We start from the raw sequence: 23,183 nt of genomic DNA on the forward strand, positions 1-23,183 counted from the left end.
CACGGTTTTCGGGAGTTGGGGCGACCATGGGCACGCAACTGAGCCATCGCTGCAAAACCTCGCTGTATCGGGCCGTACTTGGCGGCGCGCGCCACGAAAGCATTGCGTTTCTGATGGCGGACAGCCGCGACGATGCGCGAACGCGCGCGATCAGCGCGGTGGCTGCTATCCATGGCATCGCGCCGCGTGATGTGCCACTCTGCAAACTGGCCTCATTCCGCGAGCTGATCGACATCGGCGTTAGCGAAGACGAGGAATTGCGCATATTTGAAATGGCCTGGAAGGGCATGGATGTCAGTGGATGGGCCGAACATCCGTTGTTCCTGACCGACGATCCTTCGTTGCTGGGCAAGTGGGCCGAACTATATGCGGATCTCGCCCGGCAGCTGGCTACGAGCGCGATCGACCGGGCGCGCGGCTGACAGCCCGCGCAGGGCGTCGGGATACATCACGACGGCGCGGATTCGGTGCGAATTCGGTGCGGCGTTGCGGGCGGAAATGCGTTCAACGGAAGGCGCGGTGACCAGACCGAAAATTAAAAAATGGCAGAGGCTTGGGCACGGGACTCCGTCACCTTCCCGGTGAAGCAATGTAACGAAATTACATGACGTTCCGATGCAATGTCACGCGGGTTTCAGCTCAGACCACACCGAGCAGTTCCTTCAATTGCGCAGTTCTCGAGCGGCTGACCGGTACCTGGGTTTGTTCCGCGTCGTCCATGACGAGATTGACGCTCTCGTCCAGTTTGACCAGTTCGACCGCGTACGGAAGGCTCACGATATGGCTGCGATGAACCCGCAGATAGACGCTGCTATCGAGGCGCAGTTCGAGGTCGGCCAGCGAAAGATTGGAGAGGTAGCGCTCGTCTTTCGTGACGATCGTCGTGTAGTGGCCGTCGCCCTGAAAGCGCACAATGTCCTTCAGATCGATCAGGATCACGCGGCTCTTCCGGTACACGGGGATCTTGAAGAGACGGCGCGGCGCCGGCACGCTGGCGCCTGCCGGCTGGCTGGACGGTTCGGTGGTCAGATCGGTCACGTCGTAAAAGATCATGCAGCTGCCGCAGGTGCCCGCCGCGCCAGTCATTTTCGACACCTTGATCATCAGGATGCGGTCCGGGATGTTGATCATCATCGCCACCGGCGGCGGCGATCTGACAGGGCAGCCACCCGCGTCCCTGGACTGCAGCAGAAAACGCAGCTTGTCGCGGCTTTTCTCCGGATGCAGTTGCACCACGTCGATCCCGAACAGATGATCCTGCGCCACGCCGAGCGATTGCTCGCCGGCCGGCCCGAGAATGTGCAGCGCGACGTCGTTGAATGCGCTTACGTGGCCCTGCGGGTCCAGCCAGACGATCCCCGGGTTGAACTGTTCGAGCTTGTGCTGGAACGTCTCTGCACGGCGCTCGGAAGCCGTCGCGGCGGCGGATTCTGACGATTTCATGCGAGGTCTCCTGGGCTCATGGGGCCGTCCACGCTGTCAGCCGATTTGTCTTTCGCTGCATAGTCTTCCTGTCGATTTTCGCGCAAATTTCCGGGTCATTCACGCAGGTAAACCCGCCATTCGGGAAATTGGCCAAAAGCCGTGGCCGGTCGTGAAATCGCCTTCCGATCCGTCTGACGACGCGCCGCGAGACGGAGTCCTCCGGCGAAGCCCCGCGTTTCATGTACGTTTTCCGCTAGTTGACGCACGTGAACTACCGTTCGGGAAATGGCATTGAATTGCTGCATTGCATTGTGAAATTCTCCGTCTCAGGGCGGCGATGCTGCCGCTCCCAGGCGAATGACGACCGCAACCGTTTTGGGGTCGACCGCTTTGCATGGGACCAGAGTAAGCGCTAAAGCGCTAACTCTGGTCGACACAGGAGGTCAGTGTGATTCCTCGTCCATTCGAATATCACGTTCCCCGCACATTGCCGGAAGCCCTCGCGCTGCTCGGCGAATATGGCGACGAAGCGAAGCTGCTGGCGGGCGGCCACAGTCTGCTGCCCATGATGAAGCTGCGGTTTGCCGAACCCGGTCATCTGATCGATCTGGGCAAGCTGGCGGAACTGAAGGGCATTCGCGAAGCCGATGACGAAATTCGCATTGGCGCGATGACGACCGAGAACGAATTGATCTGGTCAGAACTCCTGCAGACCAGGTGCCCGCTGATCGTCGAAGGCGCGCGGCAGATTTCCGATCCGCAGGTACGCTACCGGGGCACGCTGGGCGGCGACCTCTCGCACGGCGATCCGGGCAACGACCACCCGGCGCTGATGATGGCCCTCGGCGCATCGTTCGTGCTGGCAGGCGAGCAGGGCGAGCGTGTCGTGTCAGCCGCCAGCTTCTTCGTCAGCACCTACACGACGCTGCTCGAACCCGGCGAGATCATGACCGAAATTCGTATTCCGACCCCGCCGGCGGGCACCGGCTATTGCTACGCCAAGCTCAAGCGCAAAACCGGCGACTTCGCGACGGCGGCCGCCGCGGTGACGCTGCGCATCGGCACGGCAGCAGTCGGCGAAGTACGTATCGCTCTGACAAATGTCGCCGAGACGGCGATTCGGGCGACCGCTGCCGAGCAATACCTGCAGGGCAAGCCGCTGGATGAGCCCGCCATCGCCGAAGCCGCCCGGCTGGCGATGGCGGTCTGCGCGCCAGTCGCGGATCTGCGCGGCGACGTCGAATACAAGACGGCGATGGCGGGCGAAATGACCCGCCGCGCCCTGATTACCGCTTACGCGCGGGCGGCTCACTGAACGCGCACCGATCGCGCACCGATCACGATTGCCTGGAGACAGCGACATGAGCAGGAAAATCATGGTGTCTTTCAAACTGAACGGCAAGGAAACAGATGTAGTCGTCGAGCCACGCGAGCTGCTGATCCACACGTTGCGCGAAAAATGCCTGCACACCGGGCCGCATATCGGCTGCGAGACCTCCCATTGCGGGGCCTGCACGGTCGATTTCGATCATATGTCGGTCAAGTCTTGCACGATGCTGACGGTGCAGGCGGAGGGCGCCGAGGTGCTGACAGTGGAAGGTCTCGCGCAAGCCGGCGAACTGCATGCGCTGCAGGAAGGCTTCATGCAGGAGCACGGGCTGCAGTGCGGCTTCTGTACGCCCGGCATGCTGATGCGTGCCTACCGCCTGTTGCAGGAAAATCCCGACCCGGGCGAAGCGGACATCCGTTACTGGATGGCGGGCAATCTGTGCCGCTGCACGGGCTATCAGAATATCGTGAAGGCGGTGCAATACGCGGCGCGCAAGCTGCGGGGTGAAGCGGTTGAAACATCGCATCCGCTGATGACAGCGGACACTCACTGACGACCGGGAGAACGTGATGGGCCATCTCGACACCAATCTCGACCGTCTCGCCGCGCTGGAAGGCATGGGCTGCGCGCGCAAACGCCGTGAGGATCCGCGCTTCATTCAGGGTAAGGGCACCTACGTCGACGACGTGAAGATGCCCGGTATGCTGTTCGGCGTCATGGTGCGCAGTCCGTATGCGCATGCACGCGTGAAGAAGATCGACAAGTCGCGTGCGCTCGCGCATCCGGGCGTGCACGCGGTGCTGAGCGCCGCCGACCTGAAGCCGCTCAAGCTGCACTGGATGCCGACGCTGGCTGGTGACGTGCAAGCCGTGCTGGCCGATGAAAAAGTCTGCTTCCAGAATCAGGAAGTTGCTTTCGTCGTCGCCGACGACCGCTATGTGGCCGCCGATGCGGCCGAGCTGGTGGAAGTGGAATACGAGGAGCTGCCGCCCGTGGTCGATCCGCTAACGGCGCTCGCCGCGGATGCGCCGGTGATCCGCGAGGACATCCAGGACAAGCAGGCCGGTGCTCATGGTGCGCGCAAACACCCGAATCACATCTTCACCTGGCAGGTCGGCGACAAGGACAAGACCGACCGCGTGTTCGACAACGCGGAAGTCACGGTCAAGCAGGCGATGCTGTACCCGCGCGTGCATCCGTGCCCGCTCGAGACCTGCGGCTGCGTCGCGTCCTTCGACAAGGCGCGCGGCGATCTGACGGTCTATATCACCTCGCAGGCGCCGCACGTCGTGCGCACGGTGGTCGGCTTGCTGTCGGCGATTCCCGAGTCCAAAATCCGCATCATTTCGCCGGATATCGGCGGCGGCTTCGGCAACAAGGTCGGCGTGTATCCGGGTTATGTGACCTCGATTGTCGCGTCGATCGTGCTGGGGCGGCCAGTCAAGTGGATCGAATCGCGCGCCGAAAATCTGAGCAGCACGGCGTTCGCACGCGACTATCACATGACCGGCGAACTCGCGGCGGATCGCGGCGGCCGCATCAAGGCGCTGCGCGTGCATGTCACCGCGGATCACGGCGCGTTCGATGCATGCGCCGACCCCACCAGATGGCCCGCCGGCATGTTCCATGTCTGTACGGGGTCTTATGCGATCCCGAATGCGTTCGTGTCGGTCGACGGCGTCTATACCAACAAGTTTCCGGGCGGTGTTGCGTACCGATGCTCGTTCAGAGTGACAGAAGCGGTTTATCTGATCGAGCGGATGGTCGACGTGCTCGCGCAAAAGCTCGGTATCGACAAGGCCGAAATCCGTCTGCGCAATTTCATCCGCAAGGAGCAGTTTCCGTACGCGACGCCGCTCGGACTCGAATACGATTCGGGCGACTACGAACCGGCGCTGAACAAGGTACTCGCCGCCGTCGACTATCCGGCGCTGCGCGCCGAGCAGGCAGCGCGGCGCGCGGATCTCACTGCCGAATGGCTGCTGGGCATCGGCGTCGTGAACTTTACGGAGATCGTCGGCGCCGGGCCGTCGAAGATGTGCGACATCCTCGGCGTCGGCATGTTCGATTCGTGTGAAATTCGCGTGCATCCCGACGGTTCCGCGATCGCAAGAATGGGCACGATCACGCAAGGGCAGGGGCACCAGACCACCTACGCGCAGATCATCGCGTCGGAGGCCGGCATTCCCGCCTCGCTGATCACGGTAGAAGAAGGCGACACGTCCACCGCGCCATACGGGCTCGGCACCTACGGCTCGCGCTCGACCCCGGTGGCGGGCGCGGCGGTCGCGCGCGCGTCGCGCAAGATTCGCGAGAAGGCCCGGCAGATCGCCGCGCATCTGCTCGAAGCCAGTCCCAACGACGTCGAGTTCGACCTCGACCGCTTCGTGCTCAAAGGCTCGCCGGAACAGTTCAAGACCATCAAGGAAGTCGCGTGGGCGGCTTATAACAACGTCCCCGAGGGGCTGGAAATGGGGCTGGAGGCTGTCGATTACTACGACCCGCCCAACTTCACGTTTCCGTTCGGTGCGTACGTGTGCGTGCTGGAGGTGAACCGCTATACCGGCGAAACGCGGGTGCGCCGCTTCTACGCACTCGACGATTGCGGTACACGGATCAATCCGATGATCATCGAAGGGCAGATTCACGGCGGCTTGACCGAGGGTTTCGCGGTGGCGATGGGCCAGGAGCTGCCCTACGACGAGGCCGGCAATCTGCTGGGCGGCACGCTGCTGGATTACTTCGTGCCGACCTCGGCGGAAACACCGCATTGGGAGACCGATTTCACGGTGACACCGTCGCCGCATCATCCGATCGGCGCGAAGGGCGTGGCCGAATCGCCGCACGTGGGCTCGATTCCGTGCTTTACGGCGGCCATAGTCGATGCGTTCGCGCATCTGGGCGTCACGCATATGAACATGCCGCACAACGCGTATCGCGTCTGGCAGCAATGCCGCGTGCTTGGGCTCGCGCGGCAGTGACCGCGGTGACGGTGGCGATGACTATGGCTATGCCAGGGAGTGCGGCGCTCGATGCACGCAAACCGCTGCGCTGCCTGCCGCACATGCAAAGGGTGGTCCGATGAAAGTCGTACTCGAAAAGGTGTTTCCGCTGGCCGCCACGGCGGACAGCGCGTGGCAACTGATGCAGGACATCGAGGCGGTGGCCGGCTGCATGCCGGGCGCGAAGATTACCGAACGCGTCGACGCCACGCATTACAAAGGGACGATCACGGTGCGGCTCGGGCCGGCCACGATGTCGTTCAAGGGCGACATCGAAGTGCTGGATCTCGACAGGGCGTCGCGCAGGCTGCATCTGACCGGCAAGGGTGCAGATGCAAGCGGAACCTCGGCGGCCTCGATGGATCTGGTCGCCGCGGTGCGGGCAACCGGCGAGAGCTGCGAGTTGACCGGCAAGAGCGAAGTGACGATGAGCGGCAAGGCCGCTTCGCTCGGCGGCCGGCTGATGGGGCCGGTATCGGAGCAGATGCTCCGGCAGTTCGTGGCGAACTTCGCGGCACGGCTGCCGGCCGTTCAGGCGCAGCAGACCGCGCTGCCGGGGGGCGCAGCGCAGCCGCAGACGCAGCCGCCTGCAGCGACGCCCGACACCGCCGCGCCGCCTTCCGAACTGAACGGCCTCGCGCTCGCATGGGCCGTGGTGCGCGACTGGTTGCGCGGGATCTTCTCCCGCAAGACAGCTTGAGGACGCGCAGCGATCATGGCGACCGACCGCATGCACGATGTCATCAAGCTGCAGGAGCAGCTTGCGCGGCACGGCTTCATCGCCGGGCGCGGCTTTGCGGCGGCCCTGCTGCTGACGATGGAGATGCGTCGCCCGCTGCTGCTCGAAGGCGAGGCGGGGGTAGGCAAGACGGAAGTCGCCAAGGCGCTCGCGCGGCTGCTGGACACGCGTTTGATCCGGCTGCAATGCTATGAGGGCCTCGACGCGCATTCCGCGCTTTATGAATGGAATTACCAGCATCAACTGCTGGCGATCAAACTGTTCGAGCAGGATGACCGGCCGATTCCGGACAAGGAGCAGGACATCTTCTCCGAGCGCTATCTGCTCAAACGGCCCCTGCTCGAGGCAATCACCACGACACCGGCGCCGGTGTTGCTGATCGACGAAATCGACCGCACCGATGAAGCATTCGAAGCGTATCTGCTGGAACTGCTGTCCGACTTCCAGATGTCGATTCCGGAGCTGGGCGTGATCCGCCCCGCCGAGCGGCCGTTCGTGATTCTGACCTCCAACGGCACGCGCGAAATCTCCGATGCGTTGCGTCGCCGCTGTCTTTACCAGTACGTCGACTATCCGGGCTTCGAGAAGGAACTGCTGATCGTGCGCACGCAGATTCCCGACGTACCGGAGAAACTCGCGCGGCAGATGGTCGAATTCGTGCAGTCGGTCAGGCAAATGGATCTGCGCAAGAAGCCCGGACTTGCCGAAACGCTCGACTGGGTGGCCGCTTTGCTGCGCCTCGGCGTGAGCGCAATCGACGCGGACGGTGTCGAGCGGATCATCGATTCGCTTGCCGCGCTCGTCAAGACACGCGAAGACCAGGCGGGTCTGACGCGGCCGGTCGTCGAAAAACTGGTGGCGTCATGCTGACCGGCATTGACGGCGCCGCCGCGCCACGTCCCCAACCCTCGGGCCTCGAAGAGGCGCTGACGGCTCGCTATGCCGGCTTCGCAGGCTGGCTGCGCGCGAACGATTTTCAGGTGACGGGCAGCGACGTGGCCGCGTCGATGGAGGTGGCGCTGCGCATGGGCCAACTGGACAGCCAGGTGTTGCGCTGGAGCCTGCGCGCGTTGCTGTGTTCGCGCGCGCAGGAGTGGCGGCGCTTCGACGAACTGTTCGATGCGTATTTCTTCGCGCCGAACCGCCGTAAGCAGGTCGAAACGCGCGCTGGCGGCGCGGGCCGGATCGAGCCGGACCCCGCTGCCGGACAGCGCGACGGCAGCGAAGGCGCGCCGCTGTCGCCGGCGTCGGGCGGCGGCGCGGCGCCGCCCGACGGCAGCACGGCCGAGCAGGGCGCCTGCGGGGAAGCGTCGCTGGCGCAGGCGGATTTCCGCCACCTGAACCAGCCCGACGAACTGTTCGCCATCGACACCGCGATCCGGCGCTTCGCGCAACGCCTGCAAGGCATCCAGTTGCGCAGCGAACGGCGCGCGAACGCGGGGAGCGTGATCGACATGGCCTGGACGGTGCGCCGCAGCGTCTCGCGCGGCGGCCTGCCGCTCGAGCTCGGCTGGCGGCGCAAGCGGCGGCTGCGGCCGCGCATCGTCCTGCTGCTCGACGTGAGCCGCTCGATGAGCCTGTACAGCTTTTTCTATCTGCGGCTCGCGCGCGTGCTCAGCGCGCGAGTGTCCGACGTGCATTGCTTCATCTTCCACACGCGGCTGGTCGCCATCGAACAGGCGCTGCGCGACCCGGACCCGTGGCGCTCGCAGGAGCGCCTGCAATTGCTGTCGGCCGGATGGGCGGGCGGCACCCGTATCGGCGACAGTCTCGACGAGTTCAATCGGCAGCAGGCCACGCGGCTGCTCCATTCGCGCACGGCTGTCGTGGTGGTGAGCGATGGCTACGATGCGGGCGAACCCGAACGCCTGCAGCAGGCGCTCGCCACGATGCGGCGCCGGTGCCGGTGTGTCGTGTGGCTCAATCCGCTGGCGAGCCGTGCGGATTTCGCGCCGGCCAGCGCCGGCATGCAGGCAGCGCTTCCCTATATCGATCTGCTGGCCGGCGCGCGCGATCTCGCGAGTCTGGAGCGCGTGCTGCCGCAAGTGCTGTCGGTTCTGCAATGAGCGTCCTGCCATGAACGACGAAACCCTTCTGCAACTCGAACAGCGGCTGATTGAAGAGGCGCGGCCGTTCGCCGTCGTGACCGTGATTCGCGCGGCGCCGCCCACCTCGGCGTGGGTGGGCGCGCAAGCGCTGGTGGAAAGCGACGGCGCGTTGCATGGCTGGATCGGCGGCGGCTGCTCGCGGGCGATCGTGATCGAGGCTGCGCAACAGACCCTCCGCGCAGGCCTGCCGAAGCGTGTACGCATCAGCAACGAGCCTGGCCGGCCGGAAGCGGATGTCGAAGCGCACGCGATGCCCTGTGCGAGCAACGGCACGCTCGAACTATTCATTCAACCGACCTTGCCCGCACCGGCGGTGCTGGTACTGGGCTCGACACCCACTGCGCTGGAAGCCTGCGAGCTGGCGCAGCGCGTCGGCCTGCGTGTCAGCGCGGCGGCGAACGTCACGGCGCCGTTCGCTGCGCTTGGTTTGTCGCGGGTCGTGCAAGGTTTCGACGTGGCCGTGTTCGAGCAGATCAAACCGCGATTGATTCTGGTCGCCACTCAGGGCGACGGCGACGAAGACGCGCTCGAAGCCGCATTGCGCAGCCCGGCTGCGGCGGTGCTGCTGGTTGCGAGCCAGCGCAAGGCGGAGCGGTTGCGCGACGCGATGCGGGTGCGCGGCATCGCACCGGAGCGGCTCGCCGCACTGCATGCCCCTGCCGGTCCGCACATCCACGCGCACACGCCGCAGGAGATCGCACTGGGCGCGGTCGCCGGGCTCGTGACGCTGCGTCGCGAACTGGAGCAGGCGACGGCTGCCGACGCCGATGCGCGGCATCTCGTCAGCGGTGAAGCGGTAGCGGCGTTGCCGCCGTGTGAAGCGCCCAGCGCGCGTTACCTGAACCCCGTGTGCGGGATGGCGGTCGAGATCGCATCGGCAAAACATGTGCTCGACTACGGCGGGCAGCGTATCTATTTCTGCTGTGACTGTTGCAAGCTCGAGTTCGAGCGCAGGCCCGGCAAATATCTGGCGATCGCGCAGCGCAAGGCCCAACTGGAGAACACATGAGCGATACGGATGCATGGAAGGCCGCCGCGCCGCGCGAGGCACCGGTGTTTTCAGCGGTGGTGCTGGCCGCTGGCCTGTCGTCGAGGATGCCGGGCCAGCACAAGCTGCTGCTGCCGCTCGACACCCAGCCGGCGGTCAGGCGCACGGTGAGCGCGCTGGTTGGCGCGGGCCCGGCGGAAATCGTGGTGGTCACCGGCCACCAGGGGCGGGCCGTGATGGAGGCGCTCGACGGGCTGCCGGTTGCATTCCGGAGCAATCCCCGTTACGAGGAAGGACAGATGACTTCCGTCGCCGCCGGCGTGGCCGCGCTCACCGCGCCTTGCAACATGGTGATGGTGTGCCTTGCCGATCAGGTGCTCCTCGACGCCGCCGATTACCGCGAGTTGATCGACGCGTTCGCCGCGATGCCGCGAGGGTCGATCCTGGTGCCGTTCTTCAACGGGCAACGCGGCAACCCGGTGGTGTTTTCCGCGAGCTATGCCGCGGAGGTGGTCAGCGGTCACGTGAATCCGGGATGCCGCAAACTGATTGCGGAACATGCCGACGAAGTGTTTATTCACGAGGCCACGCACGACCGTTTCACGACCGATATGGATACGCCGGACGACTATGCGCGTATCCAGGCCCGGTTGAGCGATGCACGAATGTCAACGCCGCTGATCCCTCACGGCTAGCGCGCGCAGGCACGGCCGGCGATGCTTACGTGTTGGGCAGCGTGGCTTTGCCGCGGTGCTTGCGCGGCTTCGGCTCGACGCCTACGCGCGGGTCGCGCGCGAGCACGAGCGCGGTCATTCTTGCCACGACGACTTCAAAGGCCGGATCGTCTTGCGCCACATACAGCCATTTCCCAAGTACCGGATGCGGGCGCAAAGCGGGCATTTCAGCGATGAGTGCGGCATGGCGCTCTTGCGACGTGCACACCAGCAGCCCGTTCCACGGTTCACCGCGATCGGCGGCGACCAGACATAACAGCCCGTCGATATAGGCGGCATCGCAGCCGAACATCCGCTTGCAAAGGTAGGTCGAATCGCGCTCGAACGCGTCGAAGATCCAGAGGAGCGAATTGCGGACGGCGGAGGGCATCGGCGTAAAGTCCTTGGCTGGGCGAGAATAAGCTTACAGAAGTTCGCGTGGCATGGCAGCCCCCGTCGAAGCCGTGCTGGTGTGTCGCGGCTGTGTCGCGGCTCCGGCGGATTTACAAGGCTTTTGCTGCCACGCGCCGCTCACTCAAACCTGCCGGGAGCGGACTTCGAGCTCATCGAGGCGTTGCCATCGGTAGACGGCCGCCGATACCAGCCAGCTGACCACGAACACGCCGACGATCACATAACCAATCACGCCGAAGTTGTCGTTGAGGCTGCCGATCGCATTCCAGAAACGGCCGCTCAGTTGCAGTGTGTCGACCAGCAGACCCAGTCCTTCGATGCTGCCGACCAGCAACGCCACGACTACCGAAATGGCCGTGATCGTCATGTTGTAGTACAGCTTGCGGATCGGCTTGACGAACGCCCAGCCGTACGCGCCGAGCATCAGAATGCTGTCGGTCGTATCGATCAAGGTCATTGCCGCCATGAACAGCACGGGAAAAACCAGAATCGACCAGATCGGCATGCCTTGCGCGGCGCCTGCCGCCGAGATGCCGAGCACACCGACTTCCGTTGCGGTATCGAAGCCCAGTCCGAACAGAAAGCCCAGAAAGTACATATGCCAGCTTTTCGTAATCAGGCGGAACAGGGGCCGGAAAATCCGCGCGAAAAAGCCGCGATCGGCGAGCAGCATGTCGAGGTCTTCCTCCGCATAGGGTTCGCCGCGCCGGACGCGGCGAAATGCGCGGATCACCGAGCGGAGAATGACCAGGTTCATCAGCGCGATCGCGAACAGGAAGAAGCTCGATACCAGTGTGCCGATCAGGCCGCCGATCTCCCTGAAACCGGCCATTTTCGTCTGCAGCGCCATCGCCGTCGCGGCAATGCCCGCCGATGCCAGCACCACGATCGTCGAGTGACCGAGCGAGAACATCAGACCGACCGTGAAGGGGCGCTTACCGTCGTGCATCAGCTTGCGGGTGACATTGTCGATGGCAGCGATGTGGTCGGCGTCGACGGCGTGCCGCAAGCCGAACGAGTACGCGAGCAGGCTCGTGCCCATCAACAGCGGATAGGGGCGAAACGCCACGAATGCCCACACCCAGGCACCGACATTGAAGGCGATCAGCAGCAGGTAGAGCCCGCCGATTTTCCGACGGAGATGCGCTCGTTCGTCCCCAAACAGTGCCCTGACCGGATTGGCCATCGAAACTCCCAAATAGAGGCGGACATGTTCCAGCAGTAGCACTGCCCGACTTTGTGACGAGTACGGATAATACCTTTGCCAAAAATCATCATACGGAATTTCGATGCGATATCATCGACACGCACACCGTAGGAGCAGCCATGCAACGCATCACCATGACGATCGACGACGACCTTCTTGCCATCGTGGACGCGATGGTCGAGCAGCGAGGATATACGAGCCGCTCCGAGGCTTTCCGCGATCTGGTTCGCGAGAGTCAGGCGCGTGAACCGGCCGGCGCTGCCGGCGAACAATGCGTCGCGACGCTCACTTACGTGTACGACCATGCCACGCGTGATCTCGCGCGCCGCATCACGCAGGCGCATCACGAGCGCCACGATCTGGCGGTCGCGAGCATGCGAGTTCATCTGGATCACGACAGCCTGCTGGAGTCGTCGGTATTGCAAGGGCGTTCGCAAGAGGTGGCGGCCTTCGCGGATAGTATCGCCAGCCAGCGCGGAGTGCGCTTTGCGCGGCTGCATACGATTCCCGTGTCGATCGAACGTGCGCGGCATCATCATGGCGCCGCGTCCGGGCAGCACGATCATCTGCATGTTTGAACCGGACGCATCGCGCGCCCGGCCCTTGGGCCAGCCTTCCCTCATCCGTCCCTGGACCGCGGACAGCGATTCCGTCCCGCGCTACCGCGCATGGCCAACGGAAATCTGAACGGGCGCGTTCGGCGACGAAGAACTCCGACAGCGCTCACTCGCGGATGGCCCCGGCGCTTTTTCCAATGGTAAACTGCCGGGCGCTACCGTCACGTGATCCCATGACCACTCACGCCCGCAAACACCTGATTGCATGGCTTGGCATTCTTGCCATGTGCCTCATCGTGTTCGCGCCGGTCGTGAGTCAGTTGCTGGTTTCGGCGCGTGCGGGCAATCCCGACGCAATCCTGTGCTCCGCGACGCTACCTCCGGCAGACGCAGCCCTCCATGATCACGGCGGCACGCTCGCGGCTTGCGGTTATTGCGATCTGCTAGCCGATCAGCCGGGCGTGCCAACGCTGCCGGCGCCGCAAGCCGTGCTGATCGTGCTGGTGATGCTGCTGGCCTTGCCCGTGCCATGCACCCGCTTCACGCCGATTGGCGCGTTTCCATCCGGCCAGCCGCGCGCCCCACCTGCTTTCCGTCAAATCAGCCTGTAAAGAAACGCGACGCCCTGTCGGGGCGCCTCGCGACGCTGCTGCGTGCTCGCATGACGCGAGCCGTCACGATTTGAGGGGAAGTTTTCGACATGCACACTTTACGTCTGCGCGACGCGGCGTTGCCTGCGTCGACGCGTTATTCAGTCCGTACCCTGCTGCCCATCGTCGTTCTCGGCGCGATCCACGGCGCCGCTGCGGCGGCTGCCGGAGATTCCGCCCAGGCCGTTGCGGCTACCGGCAGCGCTGCGTCGGCGCCGGAGGCCGCTGCGGCGAGCGCCACGGATGCCGCTACCCTGACGCTGCCCGCCGTCCAGGTGAGCGGCCAGACGAGCGGCTCGCGCTCTTACGCGGAAAAGAACCTGCTGCCGCAAACCACCGAAAGCGTCACGGCCAGGCAGATCGCGGAGACGATCAACATGACGGATACCGAGGACGCGCTGAAGTATCTGCCGGACCTTCTCGTGCGCAAGCGCTATATCGGCGATACCCAGGCGCCGATGGCCACGCGCACCACGGGCATCAACGCGAGCGCGCGCAGCCTCGTCTATGCCGACGGGGTGCTGCTGACCCCGCTGATCAACAACAATAACCAGAACGGCTCGCCCCAGTGGTTCATGGTCGCGCCTCAGGAGATCGACCGCATTGACGTGATGTATGGCCCGTTTGCCGCCGGCTTGCCTGGCAACTCATATGGCGCCGTCACGCAGATCACGACGCGGATGCCGAAGCATTTCGAGGCTAGCGTCGATGTCACCGGCGCGATACAGCACTTCAGCCAGTACGGCACTCACACCGGCGAGCCGGCCGCGCAGTACAGCGCGACGCTCGGCGACCGCATCGGCAAGCTGTCATGGTGGTTCAGCGCGAATCATCTGAACAGCTTCTCGCAGCCGCTTACGTTCGGCACCGTCAGCCAGTCGAAGACTCCCGCGGGCGCGGGTCTGCCGGTCATCGGCGGCGGCTTTGCTGATACGAACCGGACCGGTGGCGCGATCCAGGTGATCGGCGCGGGTAACTTCATTCACACGATCCAGGACGACGCGACGCTCAAGCTCGCGTACGACTTTACGCCGACGCTGAGTGCGACGTATACGCTCGGCTACTGGCAAAACCGGTCGAAGGCACAGGCCGAAACATACCTGTACGACGCGAACGGCGCGCCGTACTACGGTGCGGGCAGCGGCCCGGTGAACCTCGGCGGCTTCGCCTATAGCGCCAGCACGCTTGCCGGCCAGTTCTCCAGCAACAACGTCGAGCAGGAGCATCTGATGCAAAGTATCGACGTCGGCACGCACACGCAGGGGCGGTTCGACTGGCAACTGATCGTGAGCAACATGGATTACCTGCAGGATCTGAGCCGCCTGTCGACGGGACTCTATCCGGCGGCGCTCACCGGCGGCGCGGGACGCACCACCGACATGAGCGGCACCGGCTGGAGCACGCTGGACCTGAAGGGAACATGGCGTCCCCAGGGCATGCAAGGCGCCAACATCGTCAGCTTCGGCGCGCACTATGACCAGTTCCGCCTCGAAAGTCCGACCTTCAACACCGCCGACTGGATTTCAGGCGGCAATGGTTCGCTCTACAGCAACTCGCTTGGCCGTACCGAAACCAGTGCGATCTGGGCACAGGACGTATGGCGGGTTGCGCCAGCGCTGACGGCGACGCTCGGCGGACGCTACGAATGGTGGCGCGCGTACGACGGGTTCAACTTCTCGACCGGCAGCAACGGCGCCGGCGTTTCGGTGACGCAGCCTGGCGTCGACAAGTCGGGTTTCTCGCCGAAGGCGTCGCTGAACCTCGCGCTCACCGACACATGGTCGGTCACGGGTTCGATCGGCCGTGCGTTGCGTTTTCCGACGGTCGGCGAGCTTTACCAGACCGTACAGACGGGCGCGACCTTCCTGCAGGCCAATCCGTTCCTGAAGCCCGAGGACGTATGGTCTGGCGAACTCGCGCTCGAACGGGACACGAATAGCGGCCACCTGCGGCTTTCCGTGTTCGACGAATACGTCTACGACGCGCTGATCTCGCAGACGGCGCTGGTCCCCGGTTTTGCGACGCCGGTCTCGTTCACGCAGAACGTGGGTAAAACGCGCGAGACCGGCGTGGAACTCGCCGGCCAGCAGGACGACGTAGTCGTGAAGGGTCTCTCGCTGTCCGGCAATCTGACCTATACGAATTCCGACATCCTTTCCGACGACGGCTTCCGCGCGACAAGTCCGGGCGACACCGCGGTCGGCAAGCGCGTGCCGTACATTCCCAGCTGGCGCGCGACGCTCGCGGCGACGTACCGGCCGGATGCGCATTGGGCGTACACGCTCGCCGCGCGTTACAGTTCGCGCCTCTTCGCCACGGTCGACAACAGCGACGCGAACCCCGCAACGTTCATGGGCTTTCAGCGTTTCTTCGTGATGGATGCGCGCGTGCATTACCAGTACGACCATCACTGGGGCGGCGCGCTCGGCGTGGACAATCTCAACAACCGCAAGTACTTCCTGTATCACCCGTTCCCGCAGCGCACGTTCTACGCGGAGTTGAAGTACGACTTCTGACTGCGTGGCGCCGGGCACGGTCGCGTTCGATGTGCCGGCAGGCGCTCTTCTCACTGAGCGGTCCCGCCGACAACCGGTTGGATAAACATCACGACAACCCGGAGTCGCCCGGTTCGGGCTTACCCCTCTTGCGTTCTCCGTGCCGCCTTCGCCGAGGCGTCGCGGCGGCCAGCGTGACCGACGACAATTCGACGATCTCCGACGTGATTTCGTCCTGTCGCAGGCGGCGGGACTCTCCGATCAATTCGTCGAGGGTGTCGTGAACGTTGGTACGTGCGGCGACCATCGCGCGCATGCGGGCCTCGTTCTCCGCGGCGAACGACAGCATGATCGCCTCGCAAAGCTGCGCGAAGATGTACTCTTCGGCGAGCTTTGCCAGCAGTATTTCCGGCGTCAGTGTGATGAGCGGCGGATTGGCCCGAAGCGCCTGTTTGAAGCGGGTGAAATCGAATGGCCACAAAGCGGTTTTGACCACCTCGATCGTCACCGACGGATTCGGTACCGCATGCAGCAGTGTCACGCGCGTCGCCTGTCCCGCGTTCAACCGCTCGTACAGCGCCGCAGTGATGCGGTCGGCCAGCGCGGGCACTTCATCGGCGTGTGCGACCATCGGCGCGGACCAGCCGATCGTCAGACCATGTTCGGCGGCGACTGCGATGCCGCGCGCACCGATCAGGAAGAATTCGGTCGAACGCGATGCAACGCGGCGCGCCGTGGCTTCGATAACGTGTTCGTTGAAGGTGCCGACGAAACCCTGCTCAGCGCACAGAACAATGACGACCTCGTTACCGGCGGCATGTCCTGGCGGCGCTTGCGGTTCGTCATGCTGTTCGAACATCAGCGCGTCGCCGATGGCGTTGCCGACCGTGCGGGCGCACGCGCGAATGGCTTCGATGCGGCTTTGCGCTTCGCGCGAACGGGCAGCAGCGATGCCGCGCATTGCGCTCACTACCGATTCGAGTTCATGGACACTCGAAATCCGGCCCTGAACTTCGCTGAGTTTATTGCTCATGGCGAGTCCGGCTGGGGCAACTCGGCTGCCGATGCCGCCGGTGGGTCCGGCGGAGCCGTTGCGCTGGCCGTCGCGCAATCCTGGGCGAGGGTCCGGACGGCCGCCACGAGCAGTGCTTGCGCCGTAGCGTCGAGGGTGCCGGTGTCTTCGAGCACGGCGCCGGCATTTCCACCATGCGCATCGAGATGCGCTGCAACGCGCGTTCGTATCGCCGGGAGGAGGTCGACCGGGAGCGCGTCGAATACGCCTTCGGCCAGCGCGCCAAGAAGCGCGACCTCGTCGACGGGACGCAGCGGCGTGAAGCGCGGTTGGGTAATCAGCGCGCGGATACGTTCGCCGCGCACGACCTGCGCCTTCACACGGGCCTCGGTCAGGCCACCGAAGCGCGAGAACATCTCCAGTTCCAGAAACTGAGAATAGTCCAGACGCAAGCGCCCCGACACGTTTCGCAACGCCGGCATCTGCGCCTTGCCGCCGACGCGGCTCACGCTCAAGCCAACATCGATTGCGGGCCGCTGGTTGGCGGCGAACAGGCCGGTATCCAGCACGATCTGCCCATCGGTAATCGAAATCAGGTTGGTCGGGATATACGCGGACAGGTTGCCCGCATCGGTTTCCGCGATCGGCAACGCCGTCAACGAACCGCCGCCGCGCTCCGGCGAGAGCTTCGCCGCGCGTTCAAGAAGGCGCGCATGCAGATAGAAGATATCGCCGGGATAAGCCTCGCGTCCCGGCGGCTCGCGGGTGAGCAACGCCAGTTCGCGATGAGTGGCCGCATGCCTCGTCAGATCGTCGATCACGACGAGCGCGTGCTGGCCACGGTCGCGGAAGTACTCGGCAATCGTCATCGCGCTGAAGGGGGCGATCCACTGGAGCCCCGCGGAGGCGGCCGACGAAGCGAACACGAAGACGCAGCGTTCGGGCGCGCCGTGCTCGCGCACCGCTGCGATCACGCGTTCGACCGCCGATGCGCGCTGGCCGATCGCCACGTAGACGCAGATCACGTCGCTGTTCTTCTGATTGACGATCGCATCGATCGCGATCGCGGTCTTGCCGGTCGCCCGGTCGCCGATAATCAGCTCGCGCTGCCCGCGCCCGATTGCGAACAACGCATCGATCAACAGGATCCCGGTGGCGAGCGGCTCGGCCACCAGATCGCGCTCGATGATGCTCGGAGCGGGCCTTTCGATCGGCATCCGCGCGTCCGCATGCACAGCGCCGCGACCGTCGAGCGGGCGGCCGAGCGGATCGACGACGCGGCCGGTCAGGCCCGGCCCGACGGGCACCTGGACGACCTGCCCGGTGCCGGTGACGATCGAACCGGCGGTAATCGCGTCGGCGTCGTCCAGCAATACCGCGCCGATGGTGTCGGCGTCGAGCGTCAGCGCGAAGCCGAACCGGTCGCCCTCGAAGCGCAGCAACTCGTTCAGGCGCACGTCGGGGAGGCCGGAAACGAGTGCGATGCCGTCGGCGACGTGCTCGACCCGGCCGACGGCTTCGGCGCGCGCGCCCGGCTGTGCTTTTGCAAGCGTTGCGCGGCTGCGTTCGAGCCAGGCATCCTCGCGGGAATCAGGCGTGGTCTGTGTCATGGGCGAGCAGTTCGGACTGGAGATAGGCGAGGTCGGCGCGGAAGCTGTTGCGCACGATCGCATGCGGTGCTTCGAGTTCGAGCCCCACCAGCAGGGCGGGCTCGACGGTGACGGGAAGCGGCAGGTCGCGGCCCAGCACGCGCGCCAGCGCTGCGTGGCATGCGGCCAGCTCATCGTCCTTCAGCGCGCGCGGTGCGAGCAGATGGACCGGTGCGTCAGGACTCAACTCCGCGCGCGTCGCCGCGGGCAGCTTCGCGAGCTCGGCAGCAAGACCCTCGATGAAGCCCGCGATACGCGTTTCCTGCGGCAGCCGGTCGATCAGCTTTGCCGCGATGCCAATGGCGAGCCGCGAAGCCCGGTTGGCGTCGGCCGCGGCAGCCGCTTGCCGCGCGGTTGCGAGGTCGGCCTGGGCCGCGAGGCGCAGGCGGTCCGCGTCCGCGCGAGCGGCGCTTTCAAGCGACGTTTTCAACGCGGCGGCTTCCGCCGATGCCGCTGCGAGCAGATCGCCACGTTGCTGCGCGATCTGCGCTGCCTGGTCCGCCGCCTGGCTTCGTTCGGCGAGCGCCGCCGCCCTGGCGTTCGCGGCATCGGCCATGAGCGCGGTGGCGGCCTGCTGGCGCGCGGCGATTATCTTTGCGACCGGCCGGAACAGATAACGCGCCAGCAGCCAGACGAGCACGAGCACGTTGACCGTTTGCAGTCCGAGCGTCCAGCCGTCGATATGCATGATCGCTCCGGCCTTACTTGACGAACGGGTTCGCGAACAGCACCAGCAGCGCGATCACGAGGCAGTAGATCGCCATGGTTTCAATCATCGCAAGGCCGACGAAGAGCGTGCGCGAGATGGTGCCGGCCGATTCGGGCTGGCGGGCGAGCGCATCCATCGCGGCGGCGACGGCGCGGCCTTCGCCCAGCGCCGGACCGATCGCGCCGAACGAGACGGCGATGGCGGCGGCCAGAATGCTGATCACCTGGATGAGGTTGGTCATGATGTTCCTTCTGCGGTGGGTTTTTTCGGGTTCGGACTATCGGCGAGCGCTGCTCCGATGAAGACCATCGCGAGCACCGTGAAGATATAAGCCTGGACGGCGCCGGTGAGCAGATCGAGCGCCATCAGCGGAATCGGCACCAGCAGCCCCGCGAGCGACAGCACGATGCCTACCACGAACACGCCGCTCATCACGTTGCCGAACAGCCGCACGGTGAGCGAGAAGGTGCGGGTGATCTGCTCGACCACGTTCAGCGGAATCATGATCCAGGTGGGTTCGGCGAAGGTGGCCAGATAGCGGAGCACGCCGCGCGTGCGAACGCCGTAGAAGACCGTCGCGCAGAAGACGACGAGCGCGAGCGCGGCATCCGTTTCCAGATGGGCAGTCGGCGGCTCGACACCGGGAATCAGCGACGAACAGTTGCTGATCAGGATAAACACGAACAGGGTGCCGATCAGTGACCGGTACCTGTGCGGCTCTGCCTGCATGGTGTCGAGAATCTGTGCGTCGATCGTGGTGACGAGCAGTTCGAGCACGGACTGAAACTTCGACGGGCTAAGCGACAGGCGGCGCGTAGCGAGCGCGGCGCCGCTCACGAGGACGGCCATGATCGCCCACGTCGTGACGACCGGCGCGGTGACCGGAACCGGACCAGCATGGAACAGCGGCGTGGTGAGAAGCGGAGAGTGGATCATGATGGTGCCGCCACACGGACCTGGCGCAGTACCACGGACCGCGCGATGCCTACCCCGAGCGCGCCGCATAGCAGTGTCCACGGGCCGAGCTTCGCCAGTACCAGAAGGACCACGAGCAGCAGGCCAAGGCGCGCGATCTGCATCGCCAACGCCTTGGCCGCCGAGCCGTTTGCCAGCAACCGGACGGTGCGGTGCAGCGTCGAGAAATGGACGAAGCCCGCCACGAGGCCGGTGATCAGCCCGGTCGGTATTTGCGCGATGAGTGTCAGGTGTTCAGTCATGATGCTTGCTCCTTGTTTGCCGGTGCATCCATTTCCACGCCGACCACAGGCCAAACGCGGCGCCGATCATCAACAGCGGCGCGGAAAAGAACACGCCTGTGCCGAAGTGCCGGTCGAGCCAGTGGCCAATGGCCAGGCCGAGCAGCGTCGGAATGACGATCGACCAGCCGAGAATGCCGATCTGCCCCAGACGGTTGCCGAGCGATGGCTCGGGTTCGTCGCGAGCCCGCCGCTCGCGTGTACGGGCCTGTCTTGCTGCATGCGCGAGGCGCTCGTTGTCATCGGGTTCGTCGGACCTGCTCACGCGTCACCCCGGCTCGGGCGCAGATAGCGCAATAACTGCCGGACCGCTTGCGCATGCAGCCGGGTCTGTTCGACGCGTGCGTTGCGGGCGGTGTCGAGCGTGCGTGCTCGCGCCGTTTCGATCTGCGCTTCGAGCGCCGCGAGCGAATCGCCGAGCATCCCGCTGCGGCATGCAATGGTGACGCTATGGCCCTCCGACACTCTCAGGACACCTTCTTCCACCGCGCAGAAACGCCTGATATTTTCCGTTCCGCGCCAGCGCAGCACGCACGGCGTCAGTACGGTCAGGAAGTCCGCGTGTCCCGGCAGGATGCCGAAGCTGCCGCTCCCGTCCTCCGCGCGCAGCGCGACGATGGCTTGCGCATTGACGAGCAGGCTCGCGGGCGTGGAGATCGTCAGGCGCAGCGTCGGGCTCATGGTTCTGCATGCTCGCTGACGGGCTTCGCGTTGCGCGTCGCCTGCTCCCGCTCGCGCGCCTCGTCCAGCGTCCCGACCATGTAGAGCGAGCTTTCCTGCCAGTCGTCGCAGTTGCCGTCGAGAATGGCCTTGCAGCCCGCGAGCGTATCGGCAACCGGCACCGAGCGGCCGGGCACGCCGGTAAACGCTTCGGTGACCGCGAATGGCTGGGTCAGGAAACGCTGCAGGCGGCGCGCGCGGCCGACGATGCGCCGGTCGTCCGCGCCCAGTTCTTCAACGCCCAATAGCGAAATCACGTCCTGCAACTCACGGTAGTGCTCGACCGCGCGCCTGACTTCGATGGCGATCCGCGCATGCTCGCCGCCGACGACGAGCGGATCGAGCAGCACGGACGACGACGCGATCGGGTCGATCGCGGGATACATTCCTTCGGCGGCCATCGAGCGGGACAGCACGACCATGCTGTCGACGTGCGCGGCGATCGCGGTCACGGCCGGATCGGTGAAATCGTCCGCTGGCACGTAGACCGCCTCGATGGCCGTCACCGATACGTCGCCCACCGACACGATGCGCTCCTGCAACCCGGCCACCTCGGTGGCGAGCGTCGGCTGATAGCCCACCCGCGACGGCAGCCGGCCGAGCAGGCCCGACACCTCCGCGCCGGCCTGAACGAAGCGGAACACGTTGTCCATCAGCAGCAGGACGTTCTGATGGCGTTCGTCGCGGAAATATTCGGCGACCGTCAGCGCGGTGAGCGGCACCCGCCATCGCGCGCCGGGCGGCTCGTTCATCTGGCCGTACACCAGCACCGTGCGGGGCAGCACGCCGGAGTGGCGCATGTCGGTGAGCATCTCGTGGCCTTCGCGGCAACGCTCGCCGACCCCGGCGAACACCGAAATGCCCTGGTAACGCTCGACCATCGCATGAATCAACTCCATCACCAGCACCGTCTTGCCGACGCCGGCCCCGCCGAACATCGCCGCCTTGCCGCCCTGCGCAAGCGGCGTGAGCAGGTCGATCACCTTGATGCCGGTGGCGAAAATCCGGGTCTCCGCGCCTTGCGACGCGAGCGGCGGAGGCTTGCGGTGAATCGGGCGGCGCGGCGTGCCGGGCGGCAGCGGCGTGCCGTTGTCGCCCGGCACGCCGGACACGTCGATCAGACGGCCCAGCATCGCTTCGCCCACCGGCACTTCGATGGGTCCGCCCGCGGCCCGCACGGGCGCGCCGCGCCGAAGCCCGTTGGTCGAGCGCAACGCGAGCGCCCGCACCGTGCCTTCATCCAGGTGCGCCTGCACTTCGGCGATGATCGGCTGGCCGTCGTCGGTCGTGATGACGAGCGCGTCCTCGATCATGGGCAGCGCGCCCGTGTCGAAGGCGACATCGATAACCGCGCCGCGCACGGCCGTCACGCGGCCCACGGGTTCATCCGCAGCGGCTTGTGCTGGTGGCGCGGTCATGGCGGGTTGCGCGGTGTCCATGCTTCAGGCCACCACGTGAAAGCCGGCGTCGGCGTACAGGGTCGAGCCGGTCAGCGTCATGCCGGCGTCGCTGGCGAGCACAGCCGCGATGCGGCCGATTTCGTCGATCGTGACAAGGTGTCTGGCCGGCGTGCGCGCGCGGACTTCGTCGAGGAGCACATCGAAATGATCGAGCCCGGACGCCGCGCGGGTTTTGACGGCACCGGCGGAAATGGCGTGAACATGAACCCGGCGAGGCGCGAGATCCACCGCCAGATAACGCACGCTCGATTCGAGCGCCGCCTTGACCGGACCCATCAGATTGTAGTGGTCGACCGCCCGCTCGGCACCGTAGAAACTCACGGTCATCAGGCTGCCGCCTTCGGCCATCAGCGGCAACGCGAGTCTCGTCATGCGGATGAACGAATGGCACGACACGTCCATCGCGAGCGCGAAACCCTCGGCGGAACAATCGACGAGGCTCGCGTGCAAATCGACGGCGGGTGCGAAGGCGATCGAGTGGAGCACGAAGTCGAGCTTGCCCCACTCCCGGCTGATGCGCGCGAAGACGGCTTCGAGCTGGCCCGGCACGGTCACGTCGCAGGGCATCACGAGGCTCGCCGGCAGCGTTTCGGCGACGGCGCGCACATAAGGCTCGGCTTTGTCGTTCAGATAGGTGACGGCGATCTCGGCGCCGATGGCGCGGAACATGCGCGCGCAACCGGCGGCGATGCTGTGCTCGTTGGCGATGCCGACGACCAGTCCGCGCTTGCCGGATAAATCGATGATGC

25 protein-coding genes are annotated in these 23,183 nt (G+C 65.2%); 12 read left to right on the forward strand and 13 right to left on the reverse strand.

The features are described from left to right. The first annotated feature begins 26 nt into the window (after positions 1-26). The gene (locus BXE_RS36885; protein WP_233518874.1) at positions 27-422 is read left to right on the forward strand and encodes a hypothetical protein; all 396 of its coding nucleotides are present in this window, start codon (positions 27-29) and stop codon (positions 420-422) included. A 217-nt stretch (positions 423-639) separates the two neighbouring features. Here the strand turns inward: BXE_RS36885 and rcoM are convergent, their stop codons facing one another. After that, positions 640-1,443 (reverse strand): heme-containing CO-sensing transcriptional regulator RcoM, encoded by an 804-nt coding sequence (rcoM, locus tag BXE_RS36890; protein WP_011493215.1) that lies wholly within the window; start codon positions 1,441-1,443, stop codon positions 640-642. Between the two features lie 430 nt (positions 1,444-1,873). On the opposite strand from rcoM, the gene BXE_RS36895 reads away from it, so the two are divergent. The 8 genes from BXE_RS36895 (at position 1,874) to BXE_RS36930 (ending at position 10,287) form a co-directional block, all read left to right on the forward strand. After that, a complete protein-coding gene (locus BXE_RS36895) occupies positions 1,874-2,740 on the forward strand; it encodes an FAD binding domain-containing protein (RefSeq protein WP_011493216.1) in 867 nt (288 codons plus the stop codon). 46 nt (positions 2,741-2,786) lie between these two features. Continuing rightward, positions 2,787-3,308 carry a (2Fe-2S)-binding protein gene (locus BXE_RS36900; protein WP_011493217.1) on the forward strand — a complete coding sequence of 174 codons (522 nt, stop codon included), beginning with the start codon at positions 2,787-2,789 and terminating at the stop codon, positions 3,306-3,308. Positions 3,309-3,324: 16 nt separating this feature from the next. After that, positions 3,325-5,736, forward strand: coding sequence for an aerobic carbon-monoxide dehydrogenase large subunit (locus BXE_RS36905; RefSeq protein ID WP_011493218.1), 2,412 nt, complete (start codon positions 3,325-3,327; stop codon positions 5,734-5,736). Positions 5,737-5,836: 100 nt separating this feature from the next. Then, positions 5,837-6,457: an SRPBCC family protein gene (locus BXE_RS36910; protein WP_011493219.1), complete on the forward strand. Its 621-nt coding sequence runs from the start codon at positions 5,837-5,839 to the stop codon at positions 6,455-6,457. A gap of 15 nt (positions 6,458-6,472) precedes the next feature. After that, the gene (locus tag BXE_RS36915) at positions 6,473-7,366 is read left to right on the forward strand and encodes an AAA family ATPase (RefSeq protein WP_011493220.1); all 894 of its coding nucleotides are present in this window, start codon (positions 6,473-6,475) and stop codon (positions 7,364-7,366) included. Continuing rightward, a complete protein-coding gene (locus BXE_RS36920) occupies positions 7,360-8,562 on the forward strand; it encodes a vWA domain-containing protein (protein WP_011493221.1) in 1,203 nt (400 codons plus the stop codon). The genes BXE_RS36915 and BXE_RS36920 overlap by 7 nt, the downstream gene beginning before the upstream one ends. A 10-nt stretch (positions 8,563-8,572) precedes the next feature. Further along, positions 8,573-9,613, forward strand: a complete 1,041-nt coding sequence (locus tag BXE_RS36925; protein WP_011493222.1) for an XdhC family protein — start codon at positions 8,573-8,575, stop codon at positions 9,611-9,613. Continuing rightward, entirely contained in the window at positions 9,610-10,287 is a 678-nt protein-coding gene (locus tag BXE_RS36930; protein ID WP_011493223.1) for a nucleotidyltransferase family protein, read from the forward strand. Before BXE_RS36925 ends, BXE_RS36930 begins: the two co-directional genes overlap by 4 nt. A gap of 25 nt (positions 10,288-10,312) precedes the next feature. On the opposite strand, the gene BXE_RS36935 is transcribed toward BXE_RS36930, so the two are convergent. Continuing rightward, a complete protein-coding gene (locus BXE_RS36935) occupies positions 10,313-10,696 on the reverse strand; it encodes a hypothetical protein (protein ID WP_011493224.1) in 384 nt (127 codons plus the stop codon). Positions 10,697-10,840: 144 nt separating this feature from the next. Continuing rightward, positions 10,841-11,905, reverse strand: a complete 1,065-nt coding sequence (locus BXE_RS36940) for a HoxN/HupN/NixA family nickel/cobalt transporter (RefSeq protein ID WP_011493225.1) — start codon at positions 11,903-11,905, stop codon at positions 10,841-10,843. Positions 11,906-12,045: 140 nt separating this feature from the next. On the opposite strand from BXE_RS36940, the gene nikR reads away from it, so the two are divergent. The 3 genes from nikR (at position 12,046) to BXE_RS36955 (ending at position 15,649) form a co-directional block, all read left to right on the forward strand. Then, positions 12,046-12,504, forward strand: coding sequence for a nickel-responsive transcriptional regulator NikR (gene nikR, locus BXE_RS36945; protein WP_011493226.1), 459 nt, complete (start codon positions 12,046-12,048; stop codon positions 12,502-12,504). Between the two features lie 212 nt (positions 12,505-12,716). Further along, on the forward strand, positions 12,717-13,094 hold the full coding sequence (locus tag BXE_RS36950; protein ID WP_011493227.1) for a DUF2946 domain-containing protein: 378 nt from the start codon (positions 12,717-12,719) through the stop codon (positions 13,092-13,094). An 89-nt stretch (positions 13,095-13,183) separates the two neighbouring features. Continuing rightward, positions 13,184-15,649, forward strand: coding sequence for a TonB-dependent receptor (locus BXE_RS36955; RefSeq protein ID WP_011493228.1), 2,466 nt, complete (start codon positions 13,184-13,186; stop codon positions 15,647-15,649). Between the two features lie 88 nt (positions 15,650-15,737). Here BXE_RS36955 and BXE_RS36960 read toward each other — a convergent pair whose 3' ends face one another. The 10 genes from BXE_RS36960 to fabI are packed head-to-tail and all read right to left on the reverse strand — an operon-like array spanning position 15,738 to position 23,178. Continuing rightward, positions 15,738-16,661, reverse strand: a complete 924-nt coding sequence (locus BXE_RS36960; RefSeq protein ID WP_081435620.1) for a F0F1 ATP synthase subunit gamma — start codon at positions 16,659-16,661, stop codon at positions 15,738-15,740. After that, positions 16,658-18,250 (reverse strand): F0F1 ATP synthase subunit alpha, encoded by a 1,593-nt coding sequence (locus tag BXE_RS36965; protein ID WP_011493230.1) that lies wholly within the window; start codon positions 18,248-18,250, stop codon positions 16,658-16,660. Before BXE_RS36965 ends, BXE_RS36960 begins: the two co-directional genes overlap by 4 nt. Continuing rightward, positions 18,231-18,977 carry an ATP synthase F0 subunit B gene (locus BXE_RS36970; protein ID WP_011493231.1) on the reverse strand — a complete coding sequence of 249 codons (747 nt, stop codon included), beginning with the start codon at positions 18,975-18,977 and terminating at the stop codon, positions 18,231-18,233. Before BXE_RS36970 ends, BXE_RS36965 begins: the two co-directional genes overlap by 20 nt. A 13-nt stretch (positions 18,978-18,990) precedes the next feature. Then, complete coding sequence (locus BXE_RS36975; protein ID WP_011493232.1) at positions 18,991-19,239, reverse strand: F0F1 ATP synthase subunit C; 249 nt, start codon at positions 19,237-19,239, stop codon at positions 18,991-18,993. Continuing rightward, positions 19,236-19,934 (reverse strand): F0F1 ATP synthase subunit A, encoded by a 699-nt coding sequence (locus tag BXE_RS36980; protein WP_011493233.1) that lies wholly within the window; start codon positions 19,932-19,934, stop codon positions 19,236-19,238. The genes BXE_RS36975 and BXE_RS36980 overlap by 4 nt, the downstream gene beginning before the upstream one ends. Continuing rightward, a complete protein-coding gene (locus BXE_RS36985) occupies positions 19,931-20,215 on the reverse strand; it encodes an ATP synthase subunit I (RefSeq protein ID WP_040123593.1) in 285 nt (94 codons plus the stop codon). The genes BXE_RS36980 and BXE_RS36985 overlap by 4 nt, the downstream gene beginning before the upstream one ends. Further along, entirely contained in the window at positions 20,208-20,519 is a 312-nt protein-coding gene (locus BXE_RS36990) for an AtpZ/AtpI family protein (RefSeq protein WP_011493234.1), read from the reverse strand. The genes BXE_RS36985 and BXE_RS36990 overlap by 8 nt, the downstream gene beginning before the upstream one ends. Further along, positions 20,516-20,935 carry a F0F1 ATP synthase subunit epsilon gene (locus BXE_RS36995; RefSeq protein WP_011493235.1) on the reverse strand — a complete coding sequence of 140 codons (420 nt, stop codon included), beginning with the start codon at positions 20,933-20,935 and terminating at the stop codon, positions 20,516-20,518. Before BXE_RS36995 ends, BXE_RS36990 begins: the two co-directional genes overlap by 4 nt. Then, a complete protein-coding gene (atpD, locus tag BXE_RS37000) occupies positions 20,932-22,413 on the reverse strand; it encodes a F0F1 ATP synthase subunit beta (RefSeq protein WP_011493236.1) in 1,482 nt (493 codons plus the stop codon). The genes BXE_RS36995 and atpD overlap by 4 nt, the downstream gene beginning before the upstream one ends. Positions 22,414-22,416: 3 nt before the next feature. Continuing rightward, entirely contained in the window at positions 22,417-23,178 is a 762-nt protein-coding gene (fabI, locus tag BXE_RS37005; protein ID WP_193352982.1) for an enoyl-ACP reductase FabI, read from the reverse strand. Positions 23,179-23,183: the final 5 nt, after the last annotated feature.

Origin of the sequence: Paraburkholderia xenovorans LB400 (genome assembly GCF_000013645.1) — a bacterium.
In the GTDB taxonomy this organism is placed as follows: domain Bacteria; phylum Pseudomonadota; class Gammaproteobacteria; order Burkholderiales; family Burkholderiaceae; genus Paraburkholderia; species Paraburkholderia xenovorans.